This is a genomic window from Streptomyces sp. NBC_01214, from assembly GCF_026340975.1.
In the GTDB taxonomy this organism is placed as follows: Bacteria; Actinomycetota; Actinomycetes; order Streptomycetales; family Streptomycetaceae; genus Streptomyces.
Genome location: NZ_JAPEOS010000002.1, coordinates 114,170 through 137,500, shown reverse-complemented (window position 1 = coordinate 137,500; position 23,331 = coordinate 114,170). Strand labels below are relative to the sequence as shown.

The 23,331-nt window shown below is 72.6% G+C and carries 23 protein-coding genes (1 of these 23 running past the window's edge); 11 read left to right on the top strand and 12 right to left on the bottom strand.

The window, feature by feature from the left end; genetic code table 11:
• A protein-coding gene (gene trpS, locus OG594_RS25340) for a tryptophan--tRNA ligase (protein ID WP_266603501.1) crosses the window boundary here: on the top strand, window positions 1–598 show its 3' portion. 407 nt of this gene lie to the left of the window's left edge; only the last 598 of its 1,005 coding nucleotides appear in the window; its start codon lies beyond the left edge, outside the window; its stop codon occupies window positions 596–598.
• Window positions 599–645: 47 nt separating this feature from the next.
• Here trpS and proC read toward each other — a convergent pair whose 3' ends face one another.
• From proC to OG594_RS25310, 5 genes are all read right to left on the bottom strand, one after another.
• On the bottom strand, window positions 646–1,455 hold the full coding sequence (gene proC / locus OG594_RS25335; protein ID WP_030010823.1) for a pyrroline-5-carboxylate reductase: 810 nt from the start codon (window positions 1,453–1,455) through the stop codon (window positions 646–648).
• A 115-nt stretch (window positions 1,456–1,570) separates the two neighbouring features.
• On the bottom strand, window positions 1,571–2,308 hold the full coding sequence (locus OG594_RS25330) for an ABC transporter permease (protein WP_266603499.1): 738 nt from the start codon (window positions 2,306–2,308) through the stop codon (window positions 1,571–1,573).
• Complete coding sequence (locus OG594_RS25325) at window positions 2,305–3,144, bottom strand: ABC transporter ATP-binding protein (RefSeq protein ID WP_266603497.1); 840 nt, start codon at window positions 3,142–3,144, stop codon at window positions 2,305–2,307. Before OG594_RS25325 ends, OG594_RS25330 begins: the two co-directional genes overlap by 4 nt.
• Before the next feature lie 84 nt (window positions 3,145–3,228).
• Window positions 3,229–3,705 (bottom strand): hypothetical protein, encoded by a 477-nt coding sequence (locus tag OG594_RS25320; protein WP_266606575.1) that lies wholly within the window; start codon window positions 3,703–3,705, stop codon window positions 3,229–3,231.
• Window positions 3,706–4,159: 454 nt separating this feature from the next.
• Window positions 4,160–4,459 carry an SH3 domain-containing protein gene (locus OG594_RS25310; RefSeq protein WP_266603495.1) on the bottom strand — a complete coding sequence of 100 codons (300 nt, stop codon included), beginning with the start codon at window positions 4,457–4,459 and terminating at the stop codon, window positions 4,160–4,162.
• Between the two features lie 105 nt (window positions 4,460–4,564).
• Here OG594_RS25310 and OG594_RS25305 point away from each other — a divergent pair, with 105 nt between their 5' ends.
• Complete coding sequence (locus tag OG594_RS25305; RefSeq protein ID WP_266603493.1) at window positions 4,565–6,712, top strand: serine/threonine-protein kinase; 2,148 nt, start codon at window positions 4,565–4,567, stop codon at window positions 6,710–6,712.
• A gap of 52 nt (window positions 6,713–6,764) precedes the next feature.
• Here OG594_RS25305 and ilvD read toward each other — a convergent pair whose 3' ends face one another.
• The 3 genes from ilvD to OG594_RS25290 form a co-directional block, all read right to left on the bottom strand.
• Window positions 6,765–8,615, bottom strand: coding sequence for a dihydroxy-acid dehydratase (gene ilvD, locus OG594_RS25300; RefSeq protein ID WP_266603491.1), 1,851 nt, complete (start codon window positions 8,613–8,615; stop codon window positions 6,765–6,767).
• Between the two features lie 122 nt (window positions 8,616–8,737).
• Window positions 8,738–9,367: a TetR family transcriptional regulator gene (locus OG594_RS25295; protein WP_266603489.1), complete on the bottom strand. Its 630-nt coding sequence runs from the start codon at window positions 9,365–9,367 to the stop codon at window positions 8,738–8,740.
• Window positions 9,364–10,197 carry a sugar phosphate isomerase/epimerase gene (locus OG594_RS25290; protein WP_266603487.1) on the bottom strand — a complete coding sequence of 278 codons (834 nt, stop codon included), beginning with the start codon at window positions 10,195–10,197 and terminating at the stop codon, window positions 9,364–9,366. Before OG594_RS25290 ends, OG594_RS25295 begins: the two co-directional genes overlap by 4 nt.
• A gap of 208 nt (window positions 10,198–10,405) precedes the next feature.
• Between OG594_RS25290 and OG594_RS25285 the strand changes: the two genes are divergently transcribed.
• The gene (locus OG594_RS25285; RefSeq protein WP_266603485.1) at window positions 10,406–10,831 is read left to right on the top strand and encodes a DUF3592 domain-containing protein; all 426 of its coding nucleotides are present in this window, start codon (window positions 10,406–10,408) and stop codon (window positions 10,829–10,831) included.
• Between the two features lie 859 nt (window positions 10,832–11,690).
• Here the strand turns inward: OG594_RS25285 and OG594_RS25280 are convergent.
• Complete coding sequence (locus tag OG594_RS25280) at window positions 11,691–12,629, bottom strand: Ppx/GppA phosphatase family protein (RefSeq protein WP_266603483.1); 939 nt, start codon at window positions 12,627–12,629, stop codon at window positions 11,691–11,693.
• Window positions 12,630–12,692: 63 nt separating this feature from the next.
• Between OG594_RS25280 and OG594_RS25275 the strand changes: the two genes are divergently transcribed.
• Window positions 12,693–13,565 (top strand): hypothetical protein, encoded by an 873-nt coding sequence (locus OG594_RS25275; protein WP_266603481.1) that lies wholly within the window; start codon window positions 12,693–12,695, stop codon window positions 13,563–13,565.
• Window positions 13,566–13,642: 77 nt separating this feature from the next.
• On the opposite strand, the gene OG594_RS25270 is transcribed toward OG594_RS25275, so the two are convergent.
• The gene (locus OG594_RS25270; protein WP_266603479.1) at window positions 13,643–15,412 is read right to left on the bottom strand and encodes a hypothetical protein; all 1,770 of its coding nucleotides are present in this window, start codon (window positions 15,410–15,412) and stop codon (window positions 13,643–13,645) included.
• A 51-nt stretch (window positions 15,413–15,463) separates the two neighbouring features.
• Entirely contained in the window at window positions 15,464–16,036 is a 573-nt protein-coding gene (locus tag OG594_RS25265) for a hypothetical protein (RefSeq protein WP_266603477.1), read from the bottom strand.
• A gap of 86 nt (window positions 16,037–16,122) precedes the next feature.
• Here OG594_RS25265 and radA point away from each other — a divergent pair, with 86 nt between their 5' ends.
• Together radA and disA are read left to right on the top strand one after the other, a co-directional pair.
• Entirely contained in the window at window positions 16,123–17,535 is a 1,413-nt protein-coding gene (gene radA / locus OG594_RS25260; RefSeq protein ID WP_266603469.1) for a DNA repair protein RadA, read from the top strand.
• Window positions 17,536–17,908: 373 nt separating this feature from the next.
• Window positions 17,909–19,033 carry a DNA integrity scanning diadenylate cyclase DisA gene (gene disA / locus OG594_RS25255; RefSeq protein ID WP_266603467.1) on the top strand — a complete coding sequence of 375 codons (1,125 nt, stop codon included), beginning with the start codon at window positions 17,909–17,911 and terminating at the stop codon, window positions 19,031–19,033.
• 170 nt (window positions 19,034–19,203) lie between these two features.
• Here the strand turns inward: disA and OG594_RS25250 are convergent, their stop codons facing one another.
• Complete coding sequence (locus tag OG594_RS25250) at window positions 19,204–19,959, bottom strand: hypothetical protein (RefSeq protein WP_323185325.1); 756 nt, start codon at window positions 19,957–19,959, stop codon at window positions 19,204–19,206.
• Between the two features lie 557 nt (window positions 19,960–20,516).
• Between OG594_RS25250 and OG594_RS47160 the strand changes: the two genes are divergently transcribed.
• From OG594_RS47160 to OG594_RS25230, 5 genes are all read left to right on the top strand, one after another.
• Complete coding sequence (locus tag OG594_RS47160; RefSeq protein WP_323185323.1) at window positions 20,517–20,666, top strand: phosphatase PAP2 family protein; 150 nt, start codon at window positions 20,517–20,519, stop codon at window positions 20,664–20,666.
• Between the two features lie 6 nt (window positions 20,667–20,672).
• Entirely contained in the window at window positions 20,673–20,864 is a 192-nt protein-coding gene (locus OG594_RS47155) for a hypothetical protein (RefSeq protein WP_323185322.1), read from the top strand.
• Between the two features lie 23 nt (window positions 20,865–20,887).
• Complete coding sequence (locus OG594_RS25240; RefSeq protein WP_323185321.1) at window positions 20,888–21,889, top strand: A/G-specific adenine glycosylase; 1,002 nt, start codon at window positions 20,888–20,890, stop codon at window positions 21,887–21,889.
• A gap of 184 nt (window positions 21,890–22,073) precedes the next feature.
• On the top strand, window positions 22,074–22,634 hold the full coding sequence (locus OG594_RS25235; RefSeq protein ID WP_030010715.1) for a SigE family RNA polymerase sigma factor: 561 nt from the start codon (window positions 22,074–22,076) through the stop codon (window positions 22,632–22,634).
• 35 nt (window positions 22,635–22,669) lie between these two features.
• Window positions 22,670–23,302, top strand: coding sequence for a hypothetical protein (locus tag OG594_RS25230; RefSeq protein ID WP_266606574.1), 633 nt, complete (start codon window positions 22,670–22,672; stop codon window positions 23,300–23,302).
• Window positions 23,303–23,331: the final 29 nt, after the last annotated feature.

The following is a 23,331-nucleotide window of genomic DNA, read 5'->3' as shown; positions in this document are numbered from 1 at the left end:
GGCGGCCGACATCCTGGCGTACGGCACGCAGGAGGTGCCGGTCGGGGAGGACCAGCGCCAGCACGTGGAGCTGACCCGGGACCTGGCGGTGCGGTTCAACCAGCGGTACGGGCACACCTTCACCGTGCCGAAGGCGACGCTTCCGGCGGTGGCCGCGCGGGTCATGGACCTGCAGGATCCGACGTCGAAGATGGGAAAGTCCCACGAGAGCGGGGCCGGGATCGTCTATCTGCTCGACGAGCCCGGGGTCGTGCGCAAGAAGGTGATGCGGGCGGTCACCGACAGCGGGGACGGCGCGGTGGTCTACGACCGGGAGGCGCGGCCGGGGGTCGCCAATCTGCTGGACATCCTGGCGGCGTGTGCCGGGGGTGATCCGGCCGTGCTCGCCGAGGGGTACGCCGGCTACGGGGCGCTGAAGCGGGACGTCGCCGACGCGGTGGTCGAGCTGCTGCGGCCCGTACAGGAGCGGCACGCGGAGCTGGCGGGCGATCCGGCGGAGGTGGAGAAGGCGCTGCGGGAGGGCGCCGGGCGGGCCAGGGAACTGGCGCGGCCGGTGGTGGACCGGGCGTACCGGTCCATCGGGTTGTTGGAGCCGTGACGGGTGGGGGTCCCGCATGCCGCGGGGCCCCCACCGGTACGGGTGTGTCAGCTGTTGCCGGAGGCGAGCTCGCGGCTGCGGTCGCGGGCCGCTTCGAGGGCGGCGATGAGGGCGGCGCGTACGCCGTGCTTCTCCAGTTCGACGATGGCGTTGATCGTCGTGCCGGCCGGGGAGGTGACGGCTTCGCGGAGCTTGACCGGGTGTTCGCCGCTGTCGCGGAGCATGACGGCGGCGCCGATGGCGGCCTGGACGATGAGGTCATGGGCCTGGGCGCGGGGCAGCCCGAGGAGGATGCCGGCGTCGGTCATGGCCTCGACGAGGAAGTAGAAGTAGGCGGGTCCGGAGCCGGAGAGGGCGGTGGCCGCGTCCTGCTGGGACTCGGGGACGCGCAGGGTCTTGCCGACGCCGCCGAAGATCTCCTCGGTGTGGGCGAGGTGCTCGGCGGTGGCGTGGCTGCCGGCGGAGATGACGGACATGGCCTCGTCGACGAGGGCGGGGGTGTTCGTCATGACGCGGACGACGGGGGTGCCGGGGGCGAGCCGTTCCTCGAAGAAGGCGGTGGGGACGCCGGCGGCGCCGCTGATGACCAGGCGGTCAGCGGGGACGTGCGGGGCGAGCTCGTCGAGGAGCTTGGCCATGTCCTGGGGCTTGACGGTGAGGATGAGGGTGTCGGCGCGCTTGGCGGCCTCGGCGTTGGAAACGGCCTCGACCCCGTAGCGGGTGCGGAGTTCCTCGGCCCGTTCGGTGCGGCGGGCGGTGACGAGGAGCTTCGAGGCGGGCCAGCCGCCGCGGATCATTCCGCTGAGCAGGGCCTCGCCGATCTTGCCGGTACCGAGGACTGCGACTGTCTGGGTCATTCCCGATCCACCTCGCCGAACAGTTCTTGCGCGTGAGCTACGTATACGTGCTCATCCTTGCACCCGGGCGGGGACGGGGGAGGCGCTGTCCGGAGTGCGGTCAGGCCCGTAGGAGTCAAGGCGTCCGGCGGCGGAGGGTGACCGCGCCGAGGGCGAGGACGAGCAGGGCGCAGGCGGCGACGATCGTGGCGTCGCGGACGAAGTCGGCGGTCATGTCGGTGTGGGTGAGCACCTGGGTCATGCCGTCGACGGCGTAGGACATGGGCAGGACGTCGGAGAGTCCTTCGAGGACGGGGTGCATGGTGTCGCGGGCGGCGAAGAGGCCGCAGAGGAGCAGCTGGGGGAAGATCACCGCCGGCATGAACTGGACGGCCTGGAATTCGGAGGCGGCGAAGGCGGAGACGAAGAGTCCGAGTGCGGTGCCGAGGAGGGCGTCGAGGAGGGCCACGAGGAGGAGGAGCCAGGGGGATCCGACGACGTCGAGGCCGAGGGCCCAGAGGGCGAGGCCGGTGGCGAGCAGGGACTGGAGGACGGCGACCGCGCCGAAGGCGAGGGCGTAGCCGGCGATGAGGTCGCCCTTGCCGAGCGGCATGGCGAGGAGGCGTTCCAGGGTTCCGGAGGTGCGTTCGCGCAGGGTGGCGATGGAGGTCACCAGGAACATCGTGATGAGGGGGAAGATCCCGAGGAGCGAGGCGCCGATGCCGTCGAAGGTCTTGGGGCTGCCGTCGAAGACGAAGCGCAGCAGGGTGAGCATCAGTACGGGGACCAGGAGCATCAGCGCGATGGAGCGCGGGTCGTGGCGGAGCTGGCGCAGGACGCGGGCGGCGGTTGCGGTGGTGCGGGCGGCGTTCATCGGGTCTGCTCCCGGAGGGCGGTGACGTTGGATGCGGCGGCGTCGGCGTTGGCGGCGTTGGCGTTGGCGTTGGCTTCGTCGACGAGGCGAAGGAAGCCCTCTTCGACGGTGGTGGCGTGGGTACGGGTGCGCAGTGCGTCGGGGGTGTCCTGGGCGAGGATGCGGCCCTCGCGCATGAGGAGCAGGTCGTGGCAGCGTTCGGCTTCGTCCATGACGTGGGAGGAGACGAGGATCGTCGCGCCGCGGGTGGCGGTGATGTCGTGGAAGAGGTTCCACAGGTCGCGGCGCAGGACGGGGTCGAGGCCGACGGTGGGTTCGTCGAGGACCAGGAGCTCGGGGGTGCCGAGCAGGGCGACGGCGAGGGAGACGCGGCTGCGCTGGCCGCCGGAGAGGTTGCCGGCGAGGGCGCCGGCTCGGCTGGTGAGGTCGACGTCGGTGATGGCGCGGGTGACGGCGGCGGCGCGGCGGTCGGCGGCGGCGCGGCCGGGGTCGAGGACGGCGGCGAAGTAGTCGAGGTTCTGCCGGACGGTGAGGTCGTCGTAGACGCTGGGCGCCTGGGTGACGTAGCCGATGCGGGAGCGGAGCCGGGGGTGGCCGGCGGGGTGGCCGAGGACGTCGAGGGTGCCGGTGACGTGGGCCTGGGTCCCGACGATGGCGCGCATGAGGGTGGATTTTCCGCAGCCGGAGGGGCCGAGGAGGCCGGTGATGCGGCCGCGGGGGACGTCGAAGGCGAGGGAGTCGAGGACGGTGCGGGGGGTGCGGCCGGTGCCGCGCCGGACGGTGAGGTCATGGGCGTGGACGGCGGCCGGGTCTCCCTCGGCCTGCTTATTCATCATGTGATGAATAATGCTCCTGGCGGTGCCGTGACGTCAATCGCCGGGATGGATCCGGGCTACTTCCTACCGCTGCGCCGCGCGGGGCTACTTCTTGCGCTTGGGCCGGCGGGCGGCCGGGTTCCCCGTACGGGTGCTGCGGCGGCGGGCGTATTCGACCCGGGCGCGCTCGTACTCGGCGCGGCGGAGCTTCTCGCCCGGCGCCTCACCGAGGCAGCGCAGGAAGTACGCGATGAGGGAGCCGATGAAACCGATCGTCTTGAGGCCCTTGAGGGCGGCCTCGTCGGAGGACGGGGCGGGGCGACGGCTGTAGGAGGCCCAGGTCTTGGTGAAGGCGATGGAGCTGGCGACCGCGAAGAGGACGACGACCGAGATGCTGAGGAAGGGGCCGACGTTGCCGATCTCCAGGCCCTCGTAGGCGAGGCGGAGCAGCACGGCGGAGGCGATGGCGGTGGCCAGCGAGCCGATGGCGAGACCGACGCGGCGCAGGGCGTATCCGCCGTCGTGCTCGACCCAGGTGGTGCCGAAGAACGGGATCGGCTCGGGCTGCGGGCCGGCGGGCACCGGAGCCGGCGCGGCCGGCTCGGCGGGGGTCTGGTCTCGCTGGTCGTCGCTCACGTCAGCGATTATCCCTCGCCGGGCCGGTCGGGCCGGGTGTGTCTCACGTGTCAGACGGGTCCGGGACGGTCAGCCGCACAACAGCCGTTGCCGACGCAGTCCCAGATGTTCGTCGTGCCGTACGGGCCCGAGACGGTGGTGCCCCGGCACTGGCAGCGGAGCGTGACGACCGCGCCGTACGGCAGGACGTCGATCACCGAGTAGGTCGATCACCGAGTAGTTGGTGCCGGGGCCGACGTTCACCCGAGCGCCGGGGGCGACCGGGTAGCCGGGCCGGCCGACGCCCCGGTCGCCGCAGTCAGCGTGAGCAGCGGGGCCGCGGCGACGACCGAGCCGCCGAGACCGAGCATGCGCGCCGTCCCGTGATCACCGTTCTCTCTCCTTGAAAGAACGGTGAAGGTCAGCAGCGCGTGGCGACGTAGCCGTCACTGCCCGTCTGGACGTAGGCGTCCGAGACGAACTGGCCGTTGCCGACGCAGTCCCAGATGTCGGTCGTGCCGTACGGACCGGAGACCGTCGTACCGGAACCCTGGCAGCGGATCGAGACGTACGAGCCGTACGGCAGGACCTTGACGATGGAATAGCTGGTGCCCGGCCCACTGCGGACGTTCACCCGGTAGCCGGGAGCGACCGGAAAGGTCTGGAAACCGGACTCCGCGGCGAGGCTCTGGTCCTGGCCGGGCTCACTCTTTTCGGACATGCGAAAACTCCCCCCTGAGCGTTGCGTTGCGCAACTCGCGCAGGGTAGCAGGACCTTGGAGATAGCCAGGTGCCATCGACTAGGCTCCGGCGGGGGTGGTCAGCGGTGCAGTCGCTGCGCAGGGATCGGCCGGGCTTTCCGGAGTATGCCGGGCAGTACCGGCTGGAATCCGTCCTGGGTTCGGGCGGCATGGGCGTCGTCCACCTCGCCACCTCCGCGTCGGGACTGAAACTCGCCGTCAAGATCGTGCACCCCGAGCACGCGGTGGATCCGGAGTTCCGGGCCCGGTTCCGGCAGGAAGTGGCCGCGGCGCGTCGTGTGAGCGGGGCGTTCACCGCGCCCGTCGTGGACGCGGATCCGGACGCCGAACGGCCCTGGATGGCCACCTTGTTCATCGACGCACCGACACTCGCCGAGCGGGTGCGGGAGCGGGTGCTCGATCCGACCGAACTGGCCCGGCTCGGTGCCGGACTGGCCGAGGCCCTGCGGGACATCCACCGGGCCGGTGTGGTGCACCGGGACCTGAAGCCGAGCAACGTCCTGATGGCGCCCGACGGAGTACGGGTCATCGACTTCGGGATCTCGCGGCCGACCGACAGCGACCTGCGGACGGAGACGGGAAAGCTGATCGGGACACCGCCGTTCATGGCGCCCGAGCAGTTCCAGCGGCCCAGGGAAGTGGGGCCCGCGGCGGACCTGTTCGCGATGGGCGCCGTACTCGTGCACGCGGCGACCGGGCGCGGCCCCTTCGACTCCGACAGTCCCTATCTGGTGGCGTATCAGGTCGTCCACCACGACCCCGACCTGACCGGTCTGCCGGCGGCCCTGAGACCGGTCGTCGAGTCCTGCCTCGCGAAGAGCCCCTCCGAACGCCCCACCCCTGATGCGCTGATCAGTGAACTGCGTGCGCTGGCCTATCCGACGTCGGAGGACACCCGGGCCTTCATCCCCAGGCCGCGCGGACCCCACCGGCCGGAGGAGGCCACCCACCGCCGCAACCGGATGGTCGCCGAGCGACCCGGCCCCACCCCGCCGCGGCGGCGATCACGGCTGGTGCTGTCGGTCGGCGGCGCGCTGCTGCTGACCGGCGGAGCGCTCGGCGGATACCTCGCGTACGGGACGGACGCGGACCCTGCTGCGCGCTCCACCGTGCACGCCGGGGCCACGGAGCCGGGTCCCGGGGCGAAGGCCGGGCCGCCGTGGGCGGTACACGTGGGCGAAGGGGGAGGGGGCAATCCCGTTCCGGCCTGCTCGTGGTCGGCCGGCGGCCTCTACTGCTCGGGGCCGGGGCTGGCAACCGCCCGGCTCGACCCCGCCAACGGCTCGGTGATGTGGTCCGTGCGAGGAGCGGCGCCCGCTTCGCGGATGACGCCGAATCCGGCTCCGTTGAACGCCGCGGGACTGGTGATCGCGCTGGACGGCGACGGAAGGGGCCTGCAGGCCCTGGATCCGGCGGCCGGTGCGCAGCGGTGGAAGCGGGCCCTGCCGGAGGGCGGGCGGGTGGTGCCCGTAGGAAGTCTGCTGCTCGTCACGAGCCCGGACGGAAAGGCCACCATGCTCGACGCGGCCACGGGCGCGACGCGCTGGGAGCACCGCATCGGCGGAGCCGGCTCCGCATGGCTCGCCGATCCGGACCCGCCGGGGGGCGCCGGCCTGTACCTCTGCGCGCCGGGAGCGGACGGCAAGTCGACCCAGGTCTCCGCCGTCGATGCCGCGAGCGGCGAGGTGCGCTGGCAGGTCCGGAGTCCGGCGCTGCTGGAACCGGTCGGTGCGGCGGCCGGCGGGCTCTACCTGCTGGAAGGTGACACGCGGTCCGCGTCCGGCGCTCTGACCAGGGCGGTCGTGCGGGTGGATCTCGCGACACGAGCCGTACGCCGGATCCCCCTCTCGTCGCCGTTGCTGGAGGCCCAGGCCGCGGTCGGCCCCGAGGGCCGGGTGTACGTCTTCGGCACGTCGGGCGCCCTGGCCGCAGTGGGGGCGGAGCATGAGGACTGGCGGCTGGAGACGGGCGTGGCCGTGGGCTCGCGGCCGGTGGTCCACGACGGGCGGATCCATCTGGCGGCCTCGGACGGGCGGCTGCTGGCCGTCGACGGCGCGGGCCGGCTCCTGGGGCAGACGAAGCCCAGGTTGGGGGGTGAGCCGGGCTACGCCTCCACCCTGCCGGCGCCGGCGGTCGGCGGTGGGCGGGTGTTCACGGGGGCGCCCGACGGGACGGTGTTCGCGGTGGCCGCCGACGCCCCCGGCGCCTGGTGAGACGCCGGCGCCCCCGCACCGGAGGGTGCGGGGGCGCCGGCGGGGTCGGTCGTCAGCCCAGGAGGGAGACGTCGCGGACCGCGCCCTTGTCGGCGCTGGTGGCCATCGCGGCGTAGGCGCGCAGGGCCGCGGAGACCTTGCGCTCGCGGTTCTTCGGGGCGTAGACGCCGCCGAGGGCCGCGTGGCGGGCCGCCAGGGTGGCTTCGTCGACGAGGACCTCGATGGACCGGTTCGGGATGTCGATGCGGATCCGGTCGCCGTCCTCGACGACCGCGATGGTGCCGCCCGAGGCCGCCTCCGGGGAAGCGTGGCCGATGGACAGGCCCGAGGTGCCGCCGGAGAAGCGGCCGTCCGTCACCAGGGCGCAGGACTTGCCGAGGCCGCGGCCCTTGAGGAAGGAGGTCGGGTAGAGCATCTCCTGCATGCCGGGGCCGCCGCGCGGGCCCTCGTAGCGGATGACGACGACGTCGCCCTCCTTGATCTGCTTGGAGAGGATCTTGTCGACGGCCTCGTCCTGGGATTCGCAGACGACCGCCGGGCCCTCGAAGGTCCAGATCGACTCGTCGACACCGGCGGTCTTCACGACGCAGCCGTCGACGGCGATGTTGCCGCGCAGCACGGCGAGGCCGCCGTCCTTGGAGTACGCGTGCTGCACCGAGCGGATGCAGCCGCCCTCGGCGTCCAGGTCGAGGGTCTCCCAGCGCTTGGACTGGGAGAAGGCGGTGGCGGAGCGCTCACAGCCGGGGGCCGCGTGCCACAGCTCCATCGCCGTGTCGGTGGCCGTGCCGGAGCGGGCGTCCCACTTCGCGAGCCAGTCCTCCAGGCCGTCCGAGTGGACGGTGTTGATGTCCTTGTTGAGGAGGCCGCCGCGGTGCAGCTCGCCGAGGATGGCGGGGATGCCACCGGCGCGGTGGACGTCCTCCATGTAGTACGTGCCGCCGGGCGCCACGTTCGGCGCGACCTTGGCCAGGCACGGGACGCGGCGCGAGACGGCGTCGATGTCGGTGAGGTCGTACTCCAGGCCCGCTTCCTGCGCGGCGGCCAGCAGGTGCAGGATCGTGTTCGTGGAGCCGCCCATCGCGATGTCGAGGGCCATGGCGTTCTCGAAGGCCTCGCGGGTGGCGATGTTGCGCGGGAGGACGGACTCGTCGCCGTCCTCGTAGTACCGCTTGGTGATCTCCACGACCGTGCGGCCGGCGTCCTCGTACAGGGCGCGGCGGGCGGTGTGCGTGGCGAGGACCGAGCCGTTGCCGGGCAGGGCCAGGCCGATGGCCTCGGCGAGGCAGTTCATCGAGTTGGCGGTGAACATGCCCGAACACGACCCACAGGTCGGGCAGGCGTTCTCCTCGATGCGCAGCACGTCCGCGTCCGAGACGTTCTCGTTGGAGGCGTCGACCATGGCGTCGATCAGGTCGAGCTTGCGGACGGTGCCGTCGACGAGGGTGGCCTGGCCGGCCTCCATCGGGCCGCCCGAGACGAAGACGACCGGGATATTGAGGCGCATGGCGGCCATCAGCATGCCGGGGGTGATCTTGTCGCAGTTGGAGATGCAGATCAGCGCGTCGGCGCAGTGCGCCTCGACCATGTACTCCACGCTGTCCGCGATCAGGTCGCGGGACGGCAGGGAGTACAGCATGCCGCCGTGGCCCATCGCGATGCCGTCGTCGACCGCGATGGTGTTGAACTCGCGCGGGATCGCACCGGCGGCACGGATGGCGTCGGAAACGATGCGGCCGACGGGGGCCAGGTGGGTGTGACCGGGGACGAACTCGGTGAAGGAGTTGGCGACCGCGACGATCGGCTTGCCGATGTCCGCGCTCGCTACGCCCGACGCGCGCATCAGCGCACGCGCGCCTGCCATGTTGCGGCCGTGGGTGACGGTGCGGGACCTCAGCTCGGGCATGCGGTTTCACTCCCCATGAGTGCGGCTGTACGGTCAGCCGCGACTGCGGATATGGCTCAGATACGAGGCTACGCCCACCGCCCGCGATCCGGACAGCACGTCCGGATGCCGGGACGGCGGGCTCATTCCTCGGTCAGGTACCGCTGGAGCGTGGGCGCCACGAGGGCCACGATCTTCTCCGGGTCGGCGGAGGCGAGGGGCTCCACCTGGACCACGTACCGCAGGATCGCGATGCCGACCATGTGGGAGGCGGCCAGCTCGGCGCGGAAGGTCGGGTCGGGGACGTCGAGGTCGGCGGCGACGCGCTCCAGGAGCCGCCGCAGGACCAGCCCGCGCAGTACCTTCGCGGCGGCCTCGTGCGTGAGCGCGGAGCGGATCACGGCGAGCAGCGGGACCCGGGTGACCGGGTTCTCCCAGACGCCCAGGAAGTAGCGGGCGAGGCGCTCGCCGATGCCGTCCGGGCCCTCGCCGATGATCGCGGGGACCACCAGGGCGGGCTCGATGCTGACCTCGATGGCCGCGGCGAAGAGATCGTCCTTGCTGCCGAAGTAGTGGTGCACCAGCGCCGGGTCCACGCCGGCGACCTTCGCGATGCCGCGCACGGACGTCTTGTCGTACCCGCGCTCCGCGAACACCTCGCGGGCGGCGAGCCGGATGCGCTCCTGGGTGCCGGGGCCGGTGTCGGCCTCGTCCTGCCGGGGCCGGCCGGGGCCGCGACGGCGCGGCTCGGGTGCGTCAGGGGCATCGGTCACGGCCGGCGGGCCCCGTCACGCTCGGTACGGGCGGTGGCGAGGTGCAGGCGGGTGAAGGCCAGCGCCTCGGCGAGATCGGCCTCGCGCTCGGCGGAGGACATCGCCCTGCGGGTGTTGACCTCGATCACCACGTGCCCGTCGAACGAGGTCCGCGCGAGGCCCTCCAGCAGCTCGGCGCAGGGCTGCGTCCCGCGGCCCGGAACCAGGTGCTCGTCCTTGGCCGATCCGTTCCCGTCGGCGAGGTGGATGTGCGCGAGCCGGTCGCCCATCCGGTCGATCATCGCGGAGGCGTCGGTACGGGCGGTGGCAGTGTGCGACAGGTCGACGGTGAAGTGGCGGTAGTCGTCCTTCGTCACGTCCCACTCGGGGGCGTAGGCGAGCATCTCGCGGTCGCGGTAGCGCCACGGGTACATGTTCTCCACGGCGAACCGGACGTCGGTCTCGTCGGCCATCCGCCAGATGCCGGTGACGAAGTCCCGCGCGTACTGGCGCTGCCAGCGGAACGGCGGGTGCACGACCACGGTGCTCGCCCCGAGCCGCTCGGCCGCGGCCTGGGCACGTTGCAGCTTGGTCCACGGATCGGTGGACCAGACCCGCTGGGTGATCAGCAGACACGGCGCGTGCACGGCCAGGATCGGCACCCCGTGGTGGTCCGACAGCCGGCGCAGGGCTTCCACGTCCTGACTGACCGGATCCGTCCAGACCATCACCTCGACGCCGTCGTAACCGAGGCGCGCGGCGATCTCGAAGGCGGTCGCCGTCGACTCCGGATAGACCGAGGCGGTGGATAGGGCGACTTTCGCGGTCGGGACACGGACTGGTTCTGCCACGAGGACAGGGTACGGGCCCGGGAGCGGGCGTGACCGTGACGCGGGCCACGGCCCCCGGCCCCGCCCCTTCCGCAGTGGATCCGGGTCAGCGAGGGGCGACCCCACGAACCGGCGTGCAAACCGGGACGGTTGGGCCAGAACGAAACGTCCGGTCGAGGACTGCCGCTCATACCGCAACCAACGCTCCGGCACGGGCGTCGCATAGATCATGGGACGCGAATGGCTCTTCTCCCTCATCCCCCTGACGATCGGCGTCCTCTCCCTCGCCTTCGGCATCTACGGCATGCGCTACGCCCGTTCGCTCCGCCGCCACGGTGTCGACGCCCGGGCTCGGATCGTCCGGCACGAGGTCTCGCGCAGCGACGAAGGCACCACGTTCTACACCCCGGTTGCCGCTTGGACGGACCGGGACGGGCGCGCCTGCGAACACACCTCCCGGTTCGGCCGCGGAAAGGTCGCGAGCGCCTTCCGCGTGGGGGCCGACGTCACGGTGCGGTACGACCCGCACAAGCCGGACCGGTTCGAGATCAAGGGCTGGGACATCAAGTGGATGGACCTCTTCGCCACCGTGCTGGGGTCGATCTTCACGGCGGGCACGGTGACGGTGTTGCTCGTGCGGCTGCTCACGCTCTGACCACGGCACGCCCCGACCAAAACCGCCCGCGGTCGACCAGCAGCGATCCGGCACCCGTGCCCAACCCGGGACGACCGCCGGACGCGGTCAGCGAGAAGCACGCAGCGAACCGGGGCGGCCCGTGCCCGACCCCGGAAGACGGCCGGACGCGGTCAGTCAGAAGCAGGCAGCGAACCAGGGCGGCCCATACCCAGCCCAAAACGACGGCCGGACGCGGTCAGCCAGAAGCACGCAGCGAACCAGGGCGGCCCATACCCAGCCCAAAGCGACCGCCGGACGCGGTCAGCCAGAAGCACGCAGCGAACCAGGGCGGCCCATACCCAGCCCAAAAAAACCGCCGGACGCTGGAACGTGAAAAGCCCGCAGCGAACCGGGGCGGCCCGTGCCCGACCCCGGAAGGCCGTCGGACGCTGAGACGTCCGGAGCGCGTAGCGATCGGGCGCGTTCCCCCGACCCCGGGTCGGTCTCGGTGGGCCCCGACTGCCGGTCGTAGTCGTACCTGATCACGCCCGACCGGGCCGGGCATCTCCGACCGCCCCGTCCTGGTCCCTCGTCCCCCGGCCCGTCCCTTCGGGGGCTTCCCGGCAGTCTTCGTATCTCCGGGGCGGGACGGTCGGTCAAGGGGGGCCGCAGGCCATCGCGAAGCGACGCGACGACGAAGGAGGAGCGCCCTTGAGGGACCGGCCCGACACGGAAGGACGATGGGACTGACGGGAAACCCCCGTACCCGTCCCCGATGCCGATCAAGAGGCTCCCGCCCCCGAAGCCCGCCACGCCCAGCCCCACGCCCAGCCCCACGCCCCGCCCAAGGCCCTCACCCCCCGGCCCTCACCCCCCGGGGCCCGCACGCCCCCGGCCCTCACGCCTCCGGTGCCGGCATGTGGTCCAGCCTGCGCAGGATCACGCCCTCGCGCAGGGCCCACGGGCAGATCTCCAGCTCCTCCACACCGAAGAGGTCCATCGCGCCCTCCGCCACCAGCGCTCCCGCCAGGAGCTGGTTCGCGCGGCCCTCCGAGACGCCCGGGAGGGCCGAGCGCTGGGCCGTGGTCATCGCCGCCAGGCGCGGGACCCACTCCTCCAGGGACTTGCGGCTCAGATCCCGCTGCACGTACAGGCCGTCCGCCGAGCGGGCCGCGCCCGCGATGCGGGCCAGCTGCTTGAAGGTCTTCGAGGTCGCCACCACGTGGTCCGGCGCCCCGAAGCGGCTGAACTCGCCGACCGACCGGGCGATCTCCGCCCGCACGTGCCGCCGTAGCGCCCGGATGTCCAACGAGTCCGGCGGGTCGCCCGGAAGCCATCCGGAGGTGAGGCGGCCTGCGCCCAGCGGGAGGGAAACGGCCGCGTCCGGATCCTCGTCGATGCCGTACGCGATCTCCAGCGAGCCGCCGCCGATGTCCAGGACCAGCAGTTTCCCGGCGGACCAGCCGAACCAGCGGCGGGCCGCGAGGAAGGTGAGCCGGGCCTCGTCCTCGCCGCTCAGCACCGGCAGGTCGACGCCGGTCTCGGCCTTGACCCGCGCGAGGACCTCGTCCGCGTTCGTGGCCTCGCGCACGGCGCTGGTCGCGAAGGGGAGGACGTCCTCGCACCCCTTGTCCTCGGCCGCCTGGACCGCGTCGTGGATCACCGAGACGAGACGCTCGACGCCCTCGGGAGTGACGGCGCCGCGCTCGTCGAGCAGCTCCGCCAGCCTCATCTCCACCTTGTGCGAGTGCGCCGGCTGCGGGCGCGCACCAGGGTGCGCGTCCACCACCAGCAGATGGACCGTATTCGAACCCACATCCAGCACACCGAGTCTCATAGGGGGAAACGCTACTGCGAGGAAGACTCGGGGGTTGAGTAAGGGGCGCATAGGCTTGGGTTTGTGCCAAATACGAAGAAGGCCAACAAGACCCGGTCGCAGAAGGACACGGGCGAGGACACCGTCAAGGCAAAAGCCAAGGCCAAGGCCAACGCCAGCGCCAAGGGTGGCAAGGACAAAGCCGTGGTCGCGGCCGACGAGAAGGGGCTCGACTTCCCCCGGGCCTGGGTGGAGTTCCCCGACCCCGCCGACGACGAGCAGGTCTTCCGCTGTGACCTGACCTGGCTGACCTCCCGCTGGACCTGCATCTTCGGCAGCGGCTGCCAGGGCATCCAGGCGGGCCGGGCCGACGACGGCTGCTGCACGCTCGGCGCGCACTTCTCCGACGAGGACGACGAGAAGCGCGTCGCGCAGCACGTCGCCCGGCTGACGCCCGAGCTGTGGCAGTTCCACGACGTCGGCAGCGAGAGCGGATGGACGCAGCACGACGACGACGGGGAGAAGCAGACCCGCCGCTGGGACGGCGCCTGCATCTTCCTGAACCGGCCGGGGTTCCCCGCCGGGGCGGGCTGCTCGCTCCACATCCTCGCGGTGAAGGAGGGCAAGGAGCCGCTGGAGACCAAGCCCGACGTCTGCTGGCAGCTGCCGATCCGCCGGACGTACGAATGGATCGACCGGCCGGACGACACGCGCGTGCTCCAGGTGTCGATCGGTGAGTACGACCGCCGCGGCTGGGGACCGGGCGGCCACGACCTGCACTGGTGGTGCACGTCGGCCACCTCCGCGCACGGCGCCGGCGAGCCGGTGTACGTGTCGTACCGCCCCGAGCTGACGGAGCTGATGGGCAAGGAGGGCTACGCCGAGCTCGTGAAGCTGTGCGAGGCGCGGCTGGCCTCGCTGCTGCCGATGGCCCCGCACCCCGCGGATCCCGCCTGACCTCGGGCCCCTAGCCCCACACCCTGTCCCCACACCCTGTCCCCACACCCTGTCCCCTCGCCCTCCCCAGCCCTGCCTCAAGGCCCCGGCGATGCCGACGGGGCCGGGTCCGGGGCGGGGGAAACCGTTCCGCCTGAGCCCTCCGTCGGGGACGGCTCGGGCGTCGGGGACGGCGGCGGGATCGTCGGCTCCGTCGGGGACGGCGACGGGGTGGACGGCTGCGTCGGGTTCGGCGAGGGCGCCGGGGTCGCGGGCCGCGTCGGGTCCGGGGTCGGCGCGGGCGTCGCCGGGGGGCGGCCGCGGCCCTGGATGGAGACCACCGCGCCGCTCGGGTCGACCCCGACCCGGGCTGTCCAGGCGCCGACGGGCTGGCCCTCCGGATCCACGGTGATCCGTAGGGTGACCGATTCTCCTGGGGCCAGCGTGCCCGCCGTGCGGCTCGCGCGCAGCCAGGGGGCGTCGGACCAGAGCCGCCAGTCCACGGGGGCGCCGCCGGAGGCGGTGAGGGTGAGCAGGGTGACCGCGCCCTGCGCGGACGCCGCCACGCTGAGGCGGCCGGCGCCGCCAGGGTGGTCGGGGGTCGCGGGCGGGCCGGAGCTGATGACCTCGACGGAGACGTCGGAGGTGGTGTCGCCCTGGGCGAAGCCGGGTCCGCTGGTGGTGGTGGCCGCGTTCCCGGTGTTCTCGTAGGCGGTCAGCGGGCGGCCGTCGGTCCGCGCGGTCGGGAGCTCGGACTCGCTGGCGGAGATACGGGTGGCGTCGCCGCCGGGCTCGCCGGCATCGGGCCCGCCCCGGTACGCCGCCCACAGCGCCAGGACCGGAGCCGCGACGACGGTGGCGACCACGGTGGTGGTCACCACCCGGGCGCGCAGCCGGTCCCGGCGGGCCGCACGGTCCTTCGGGTCCATGGGAAAGCCGCTGCGGTCGAAGCGGGGGGCGGGCCCTCGGCCGCGGCCCCGACCGGAGCGGACCATCGCGGCGTGTACGGCGGTGCGAGGGGCGGGTACGAGGGGGAGCGCGGCGGTGTTGAGGCCGCCGGAGCCGGGCCAGGGACCCGCGGCGCCCACGCGTTCGGCGACGCGCCGACATCGGGGGCAGTCGTCGACGTGGCGGACGAGCTCGGCCCGCAGGGTGCTGGAGAGCAGGACGTTGCCGTCGCCGTCGTCGCCGGTGAGCCGGGAGACGCTGGGGCAGTTGCCGGTCTCGACGACGGCGAGGGCGGCGCGGGTGCGCTCCACCTCGCAGGCGGCGCCGGAGAGCAGCTCGCGGGCGGCGGCCGCGGGGGTGCCGAGGACGGCGGCGAGTTCGGGGACGCCGAGCCGGTGGCGGACGGCGAGTTCGAGGGCCTCGCGCTGCTCGGGCGTGGTGCCCGCGGCTTCGGGCCAGGCGAGCCGGGCCAGCTCCGTGCGGCGGTATGCGCTCACGTCAAGGGGCCGGTGGGCGTCCTGGCCACGGTCGGGTGGCGTGGCCTCACCCGGATCAACCGGCGCACGGTCACGCTCGGCGTGCTCCGGCGCACGCCGAGCGGAGTGCGCTCCCTGGCGAGCGCGCCGCTGTTCGGCCAGCCGGTGCAGGCAGCCCCAGCGGGCGAGTGCGTAGAGCCAGGCGCGCCGGTCCCCCTCGTCGGGGCAGCGGCCGGGGTGCCGCTCGGCGACGGCGAGGACGTCCCCGAGCACGTCGGTCGCGGTGTCGTGGTCGCACAGGACCGACAGGCAGTACGTGAACAGGCCGTCCAGGTAGGGCTCGTGCCGGAACGGCGGCGGCTGCTCGGCCCCGTGGGGCGTGCGCCCGTGCGCCCGGTGTGCGCCGGTGCGCGCTGAGGAGTGTGCCTGGCTGCTGCTGTTCACCTGGCGACCGTAGGCGGCGCACTGGTAAGGCCTTGGAAGCCTTCGCCACTTTTAGCCCTTACGGGTGAACAGATCGGTGAGGCGCTGACGCATGCCCTGACGTGGTCGGATCGGCAGGCCCTGCCGACGTGGTCCAGGGGGACCCACGAGGCCGGCGGGACCAAGGAGGCCCGCGGGACCAAGGGGGCCAACGGGGCCCATGGACCCCACCAGCCCCACCAGCCCCATGTGTGCCTCGCGCAGCAGAGCGCCGTCCTTCCCGTAGAACTCCACGGAGAAGGGGAGGCCGCGCGCGGACAGCACGGCGGTGAGCGCGGCGAGCCGGCCGGCGTCCGCCTCGCCGTGAAGGAGGACTCCGTCGCGGACCGGCTCGATCTCCAGCCGGGCCAGCGGACTCTCCACCTCGTGCCCCTCCCAGGAGGAGGAACGCGAGCTCCAGCCCGCGCGGACGAAGAACGCGGCGAGGTCTCCGGCGGAACGGTGGCCGGAGAAGACCCCCGCCACATCCGCCACATCCGCGACCGCAACGCCCGCCACATCCGCCACGCCCGCATCCGCCACGCCCTCGACCGGGGCGCCGATCACGTCGGTGTCGAAGGGGGATCCCTCGTCGGACAGGTCCATGAGGACACCCTCGCAGCGCGGCGTCCGCCGCCCCGTGACCGGGACCCCGGTCCTGCCTGTCAGTGCGGGCGGCTACCGTGAGCGCCATGGCTGCCCGCACCGCTCGTTCATCCGCCAAGGACCGGCCGTCCTACCGCTGTACCGACTGCGGCTGGACGACCGCGAAGTGGCTCGGCCGCTGTCCCGAATGCCAGGCCTGGGGCACCGTCGAGGAAATGGGCGCGCCCGCCGTGCGGACCACCGCCGCCGGCCGGGTCTCGACCGCCGCCCTGCCGATCGCGCAGGTCGACGGCCGGACCGCGACCGCCCGCAGCACCGGCGTGGACGAGCTGGACCGCGTCCTCGGCGGCGGGCTCGTGCCCGGCGCCGTCGTGCTGCTCGCCGGCGAGCCCGGCGTCGGCAAGTCGACCCTGCTGCTGGACGTCGCGGCGAAGGCGGCCAGTGACCAGCACCGCACGCTGTACGTGACGGGCGAGGAGTCGGCCAGCCAGGTGCGCCTGCGGGCCGACCGGATCAACGCCCTCAACGATCACCTCTACCTCGCCGCAGAAACCGACCTGTCCGCCGTCCTCGGCCATCTCGACGCCGTGAAGCCCTCCCTGCTGATCCTGGACTCCGTACAGACCGTCGCCTCCCCCGAGATCGACGGTGCGCCCGGCGGCATGGCCCAGGTGCGCGAGGTGGCCGGAGCACTGATCCGGGCCTCCAAGGAGCGCGGGATGGCCACCCTCCTCGTCGGCCACGTGACCAAGGACGGGGCCATCGCCGGTCCCCGTCTGCTGGAGCACCTCGTCGACGTGGTGCTGAGCTTCGAGGGCGACCGGCACGCCCGGCTGCGGCTGGTGCGCGGCATCAAGAACCGGTACGGGGCCACCGACGAGGTCGGCTGCTTCGAGCTGCACGACGAGGGGATCACCGGACTCGCCGACCCGAGCGGGCTGTTCCTGACCCGGCGGGCCGAGGCAGTTCCGGGCACCTGCCTGACGGTGACCCTGGAGGGGAAGCGTCCGCTGGTCGCCGAGGTGCAGGCGCTGACGGTGGACTCCCAGATCCCCTCCCCCCGGCGCACGACCTCGGGCCTGGAGACCTCGCGCGTCTCGATGATGCTGGCGGTGCTGGAGCAGCGCGGCCGGATCACCGCGCTCGGCAAGCGCGACATCTACAGCGCCACGGTGGGCGGGGTGAAGCTCACCGAGCCGGCCGCCGACCTGGCGATCGCGCTCGCGCTGGCCTCCGCCGCCAGTGACGTCCCGCTGCCGAAGAACCTCGTCGCGATCGGTGAGGTCGGTCTGGCCGGCGAGGTGCGGCGGGTGACCGGCGTGCAGCGGCGGCTCGCGGAGGCGCACCGACTGGGATTCACGCACGCGCTGGTTCCGGCGGATCCGGGGAAGGTGCCCGCCGGGATGAAGGTCATCGAGGTGGCCGACATGGGCGACGCGCTACGGGTGTTGCCGCGCGGCCGCTCCCGTACGCCGGCCAAGGAGCGGGCCGCGGAGTAGCCGGCCCGGGGAAGACCCGGGGGAAGACCCGGGGAGGGGAAGCCCCAACGGACGTCCCAACGGACGTCCCAGCGGACGTCTCGGGGGAAACCCCAAGGGAAGTCCGGGGGGAAGCCCAAGGGAAGTCCGGGGAAGTCTCAAGGGAAGCCCCCGGAGAAGTCTCAACGGAGGGCCCAGGAGGTAAGACCCGGCGTCAGACCCGGGGACGATCCCCTGGTCAGGGGGTCCGTACGGGCCCCGCCCGGGCCCTACCTGGCCAAGCCACGGCGGGGCCGTAGCGCGCGCCGGTAGACTTTGTGCTGGTCCGCCCGGCCGTACGCACGTCCTCGTGCCCGCGGCGCTGGGCGGCGCAACCCGCAACCGGAGGAGTGCAGTGGCAGCCAAGGACGGGGCAGCAGCATCCGGGAAGTCGGGTGCGAGCTCCAAGCAGGAGGCCATGATGCGCGCCTCGCTGAGCGCGGTCGCACCTGGTCAGCCGCTGCGTGACGGCTTGGAGCGGATCGTCCGCGGCAACACCGGCGGGCTCATCGTCCTCGGTATGGACAAGAGCGTCGAGGCGATGTGCACCGGCGGCTTCGTCCTGGACGTGGAGTTCACCGCGACCAGGCTGCGCGAGCTGTGCAAGCTCGACGGCGCGCTCATCCTCGACAAGGACATCACCAAGATCCTGCGGGCCGGTGTGCAGCTGGTGCCGGACGCGTCGATCCCGACGGAGGAGACGGGCACGCGCCACCGTACGGCCGACCGCGTCTCCAAGCAGTGCGGCTTCCCGGTGGTGTCGGTGTCGCAGTCGATGCGGCTGATCGCGCTGTACGTGGACGGGGAGCGGCGGGTCCTGGAGGAGTCCGGGGCGATCCTGTCGCGGGCGAACCAGGCGCTGGCCACGCTGGAGCGGTACAAGCTGCGCCTCGACGAGGTCGCGGGCACGCTGTCGGCGCTGGAGATCGAAGACCTGGTCACGGTGCGCGACGTGACGGCGGTCGCGCAGCGGCTGGAAATGGTCCGCCGGATCGCGACCGAGATCGCCGAGTACGTGGTCGAACTGGGCACGGACGGGCGACTGCTGTCGCTGCAACTGGACGAGCTGACGGTCGGGATCGAGCAGGAGCGGGAGCTGGTCATCCGGGACTACGTGCCGGAACCGACGGCGAAGCGTTCCCGCACGGTGGACGAGGCGCTGGCGGAGCTGGACGCGCTGACGCATCCGGAGCTGCTGGAGCTGCCGATCGTGGCGCGGGCGCTGGGGTACACGGGCTCGCCGGAAACGCTGGACTCGGCGGTGTCGCCGCGCGGGTACCGGCTGCTGGCGAAGGTGCCGCGGCTGCCGGGCGCGATCATCGAGCGGCTCGTGGAGCACTTCGGCGGGCTGCAGAAGCTGCTCGCCGCGAGCGTCGACGACCTCCAGACGGTGGACGGGGTGGGCGAGGCCCGTGCGCGGAGCGTCCGCGAGGGCCTGTCCCGACTGGCGGAGTCGTCCATCCTGGAGCGGTACGTCTAGCCTGCGGCTCTGCTCGGCCGACTGCCCCGGTATCGCTGCTTACCGCTGCCCGTTCGGCGTGCGCGCCACTGCTGGGGCTCCGCCCCAGACCCCGCGCCTCAAACTCCCCCAGCTACCGCTGGGAGGTACCCCCTGGCGGGGCTGGGAGTGTGCGCGCCGGCGGGGCTGGGTCAGTTCTGCTTGAGGACGAACGAGGTGCGGGCCACCGGCATGCCGGGAGCCTTGACCTCGACCACGTAGGTATCGGGCGCCGCGGACCCCGCCGGAGGCGTCTGGCACTGGTCGGCCGCGCTGAACCTGCGGTCCCAGTCCAGCGACTGCTTCGTCTCGCCCTGCGCCGGGAGGCGGAAGAAGGCGTTGCCCGCGCCCGCCGGGCAGTCCGCCGAGGACCAGACCGCCTTGCTGCTGCTCGCCTGAAGGATGGTCAGGACGGCCTGCTTCGGGCCGAGGTCGATCTTGCAGGTGGTTCCGGAGGTGTTGCGGGCGACCAGTTCGAGGCGCGGCTTCTCGTTCGCCTCGTACTCGTTCTTCACGCTCTTGACCTCCCACTGCAGCGCGCCCGGCGCGCACGTGGGGAGCGGGGAGTCCGCCGGGACCGGGGCCGGGCCGCCCGCGGCGCCGCCGGAACCGGAACCGGAACCTGATCCCGGGCCGCCGTTCGAGCCCGTACCGCCGCCCGGTTCGCCGTTCTTGCCCGCGCCGCCCGTGGAGCCGCCCCCGGAGCCGCTGTTCCCGCCGCTGCCCGACTCGGGGCGCCCGCCGGGGGCCGCGCTGATCGCGGGGCCGGTGCCGGCCGGACCCGGGGTGATCGAGGTGACGGGGTCGGGGCCGCCCTGGCCCTTTCCGTTCGTACTCGTCCTCCCCCCGCCGGAACTGACGGTCCATACGGCGAGGAGCGCGAGGAGCGCGACAACGGAAGCCAGCACAGCCCTCCGTCGCCAGTAGATGGAGGAGGGGAGCGGCCCGACCGGATTGCGCAGAGATCCCACGGACGGAACTTTACGAGAGTTCGCGACCCGATCAGTGCCCCACATGCCGCGCAGAGGACTTGATTTGCCGATGATCATCCCGCGGGCGCAATCGAGGCATCGAGATCCGGCCAAAGGGTTGATGCGGAGATTAATCCGCTTTACGTACGTTCGGTGAGCATGGACAGCTCCGACAGCTCCCGACAGCTCCGACAGCTCCGACAGCTCCGACCCCTACCGCGCCATCACCGATTTCGCCCACCGGACATCCTCATGGGTGCAGTCGGCCTTCGTGATCTGGACGACGTACGGGCTCCTCCTCTTCGGGGTGCTGTTCGCGGCCGTCCGGTGGCGCTCGCGCGGGCGGGGCGCCGCCCGGCCGGTGGCGCTGGCCCTGCTGGCGCCGGTGGCGCCGGTGGCGACCGCCGTGGCGTACGGCGCGTCGGAGTTCGTGAAGCACGCGGTGGACGAGGAGCGGCCCTGCCCGCGCCGCCCTCGGAGCCGCCGCCCCGCTGGTGCCGTGCCCTGGGCCCGGCGACGGGTCGTTCCCCAGCGACCACACGGCCCTCGCGGGCGCCGCCGCCGTGGCGCTGACCACGGCGGTGCGCCGGCTCGCGCCGCTGATCGTGCCGCTCGCGCTGCTGATGGCCTTCTCCCGGGTCTAAGTCGGCGTGCACCACCCGCACGACGTGGCGCTCGGCCTGCTGCTCGGCGGTTCGGTCGCCGCCCTCGCCGCCCTCGCCGCCCTCGCCGTCCTCGCGCTCACCGGTCCGACGGGTGCGGTCGTCACCGCCGCGCGGGCCGGCGGCATCCCGGCCGTCATCTGGTTCACCGGTCGCGGTCCGGCGCGCCGAGGGAAGTGAAACGTGCCAGGATGCCGTCTGCCATGACTGCATCTCCCGCTTCCTCCACGGCCGTATCCCCCGACTCCTCCCACGCGCTGCACTCCCCCGTGATCGCGTGGTTCGACGAGCACGCCCGCGACCTGCCCTGGCGCCGCCCCGAGGCCGGCCCCTGGGGGGTCATGGTCAGCGAGTTCATGCTCCAGCAGACGCCCGTCAACCGGGTCCTGCCGGTCTACGAGCAGTGGCTCGCCCGGTGGCCCCGCCCCGCGGACCTGGCCACCGAGGCCCCCGGCGAAGCCGTACGGGCCTGGGGCCGGCTCGGCTACCCGCGCCGCGCCCTGCGGCTGCACGGCGCGGCCGTCGCCATAACGGACCGGCACGGGGGCGACGTACCGCAGGACCACGCGCAGCTGCTGGCGCTGCCCGGGATCGGCGAGTACACGGCAGCGGCCGTGGCCTCCTTCGCGTACGGGCAGCGGCACGCCGTCCTCGACACGAACGTCCGCCGGGTCTTCGCGCGCACCACGACCGGGGTCGAGTACCCGCCGAACGCGACGACCGCCGCCGAACGGCGCCTCGCCCGGGCCCTGCTACCCGAGGACGAGGGCACCGCGGCCCGCTGGGCGGCGGCCTCGATGGAGCTCGGGGCGCTGGTGTGCACCGCCAAGAGCCCCGACTGCGCGCGCTGTCCGGTGGCCGGGCTGTGCGCGTGGCGGCTCGCCGGGAAGCCGGCGCACGAGGGTCCGCCGCGGCGCGGGCAGACGTACGCCGGTACCGACCGGCAGGTGCGGGGCAAGCTCCTCGCCGTGCTCAGGGAGGCGGTGGGCGCGGTTCCGCAGGCGGTGCTCGACACGGTCTGGGACGAGCCGGTGCAGCGGGCCCGGGCGTTGGACGGGCTGGTGGCCGACGGGCTGGTGGAACCCTTGGACGGCGGGTTCTACCGGCTCCCGCAGACCCTCCCCCGGAACGCCCCCCAGAGCACCCCCGAGAGGGTTCCCCAGAGCGCCCCCGAGGGGGTTCCGCGGAGCGTCCCGCAGCCCTGACCGAAGCTGACTCCGAGATTCCGCTTATTGCCGGGAAACCGCAGCTCACGGGGGTTGTTACACAACCTATGGGTGTCCGTGCGCCCACCGAAGGCTGGCTCGCACAGGCCCGTGACAACCCCTCCGTACCTTCGAATCCGTAGGACACGGGGATGAGCGGTTGAACGGGTGGAGGCGGTCTCAGATGGCGCACGGTGAGGTGCTCGGTTTCGAGGAGTACGTACGCACTCGGCAGGACGCGCTGCTGCGCAGTGCCCGGCGTCTGGTCCCGGACCCCACCGACGCGCAGGACCTCCTGCAGACCGCGCTCGTCCGCACCTACGGCCGCTGGGACGGCATCGCCGACAAGTCCCTGGCCGACGCCTACCTGCGCCGGGTCATGATCAACACCCGTACCGAGTGGTGGCGCGCCCGCAAGCTCGAAGAGGTCCCCACCGAGCAGCTCCCCGACGCCTCCGTCGAGGACGGCTCCGACCAGCGCGCCGACCGCGCCCTCCTCATGGACATCCTCAAGGTTCTCGCGCCCAAGCAGCGCAGTGTGGTCGTGCTGCGACACTGGGAGCAGATGAGCACCGAGGAAACGGCCGCGGCGCTCGGAATGTCGGCGGGAACCGTGAAGAGCACTCTGCACCGCGCCCTGGCCCGCCTCCGGCAGGAGCTGGAGAGCCGGGACCTGGACATGCGTGCGCTGGAGCGCGGTGACCACACCATGCGGTACGAGGGGCGTGAGCGGTGCGCGGCCTGAACGGCCAAGGTTTGTCCGGAAGTTCTCTGGTGCTGATGTCGGCGGGGACGGTCGTCCTCGTCGGCACAGCCGTGTTCGCGGTCGGGTGCGCCACGGGCGGCACCGGCCTGCGCGACGGCGGCCCGGCCCGCACCGAAGCCGTGGCCAAGGCCACGCCCTCGGGGCCCACCCCCGAGGACTCCGCCTCGACCGCGTCCGGCCGGCCGCTGAAGAAGGTCGACCCCGTCGCGCTGCTGATGAAGGACCCCAAGGTCAGCACCGAGGTCAAACGGGACCTCAAGCCCTGCTCGGGCAAGGAGTACCCGGTGGACGTGAGCTACGGGAAGGTCACCGGCGGCCCCGTCGTGGACATCGTGGTGAACGTCCTGTCCTGCGCCGACGCCCTGGGCCGCGGAACCTACGTGTACCGGTCGGACGGAGCCGCGTACGAGAATGTGTTCGCGGACGAACAACCACCCGTCTACGCGGAGATCGACCGGGGCGACCTGGTGGTCACGAAGCAGGTCTACGGAAAGAGCGACGCGCTCGCCTATCCGTCGGGCGAGGACGTGATCACGTACCGCTGGAACGGGGAGAAGTTCACCGAGCAGGACCGAGTTCACTCGGAGTACAGCAACGTGGTCGACGGCAGCGTCCAGCCCGCACCGGCCACGAGTCAGAAGAACTGAGCACAGAAGAACCGAGGCGAGGCTCCCGA

What these genes read in the sequence shown, in the direction of transcription:
- OG594_RS25235 (WP_030010715.1), top strand. Translation starts at nt 22,074, where the DNA reads ATGGCGCACGGTGAGGTGCTCGGTTTCGAGGAGTACGTACGCACTCGG.
- OG594_RS25280 (WP_266603483.1), bottom strand. Translation starts at nt 12,629, where the DNA reads ATGAGACTCGGTGTGCTGGATGTGGGTTCGAATACGGTCCATCTGCTG.
- proC (WP_030010823.1), bottom strand. Translation starts at nt 1,455, where the DNA reads ATGACCCAGACAGTCGCAGTCCTCGGTACCGGCAAGATCGGCGAGGCC.
- radA (WP_266603469.1), top strand. Translation starts at nt 16,123, where the DNA reads ATGGCTGCCCGCACCGCTCGTTCATCCGCCAAGGACCGGCCGTCCTAC.
- OG594_RS25310 (WP_266603495.1), bottom strand. Translation starts at nt 4,459, where the DNA reads ATGTCCGAAAAGAGTGAGCCCGGCCAGGACCAGAGCCTCGCCGCGGAG.
- ilvD (WP_266603491.1), bottom strand. Translation starts at nt 8,615, where the DNA reads ATGCCCGAGCTGAGGTCCCGCACCGTCACCCACGGCCGCAACATGGCA.
- OG594_RS25240 (WP_323185321.1), top strand. Translation starts at nt 20,888, where the DNA reads ATGACTGCATCTCCCGCTTCCTCCACGGCCGTATCCCCCGACTCCTCC.
- OG594_RS25325 (WP_266603497.1), bottom strand. Translation starts at nt 3,144, where the DNA reads ATGATGAATAAGCAGGCCGAGGGAGACCCGGCCGCCGTCCACGCCCAT.
- OG594_RS25230 (WP_266606574.1), top strand. Translation starts at nt 22,670, where the DNA reads ATGTCGGCGGGGACGGTCGTCCTCGTCGGCACAGCCGTGTTCGCGGTC.
- OG594_RS25330 (WP_266603499.1), bottom strand. Translation starts at nt 2,308, where the DNA reads ATGAACGCCGCCCGCACCACCGCAACCGCCGCCCGCGTCCTGCGCCAG.
- OG594_RS25265 (WP_266603477.1), bottom strand. Translation starts at nt 16,036, where the DNA reads ATGGACCTGTCCGACGAGGGATCCCCCTTCGACACCGACGTGATCGGC.
- OG594_RS25285 (WP_266603485.1), top strand. Translation starts at nt 10,406, where the DNA reads ATGGGACGCGAATGGCTCTTCTCCCTCATCCCCCTGACGATCGGCGTC.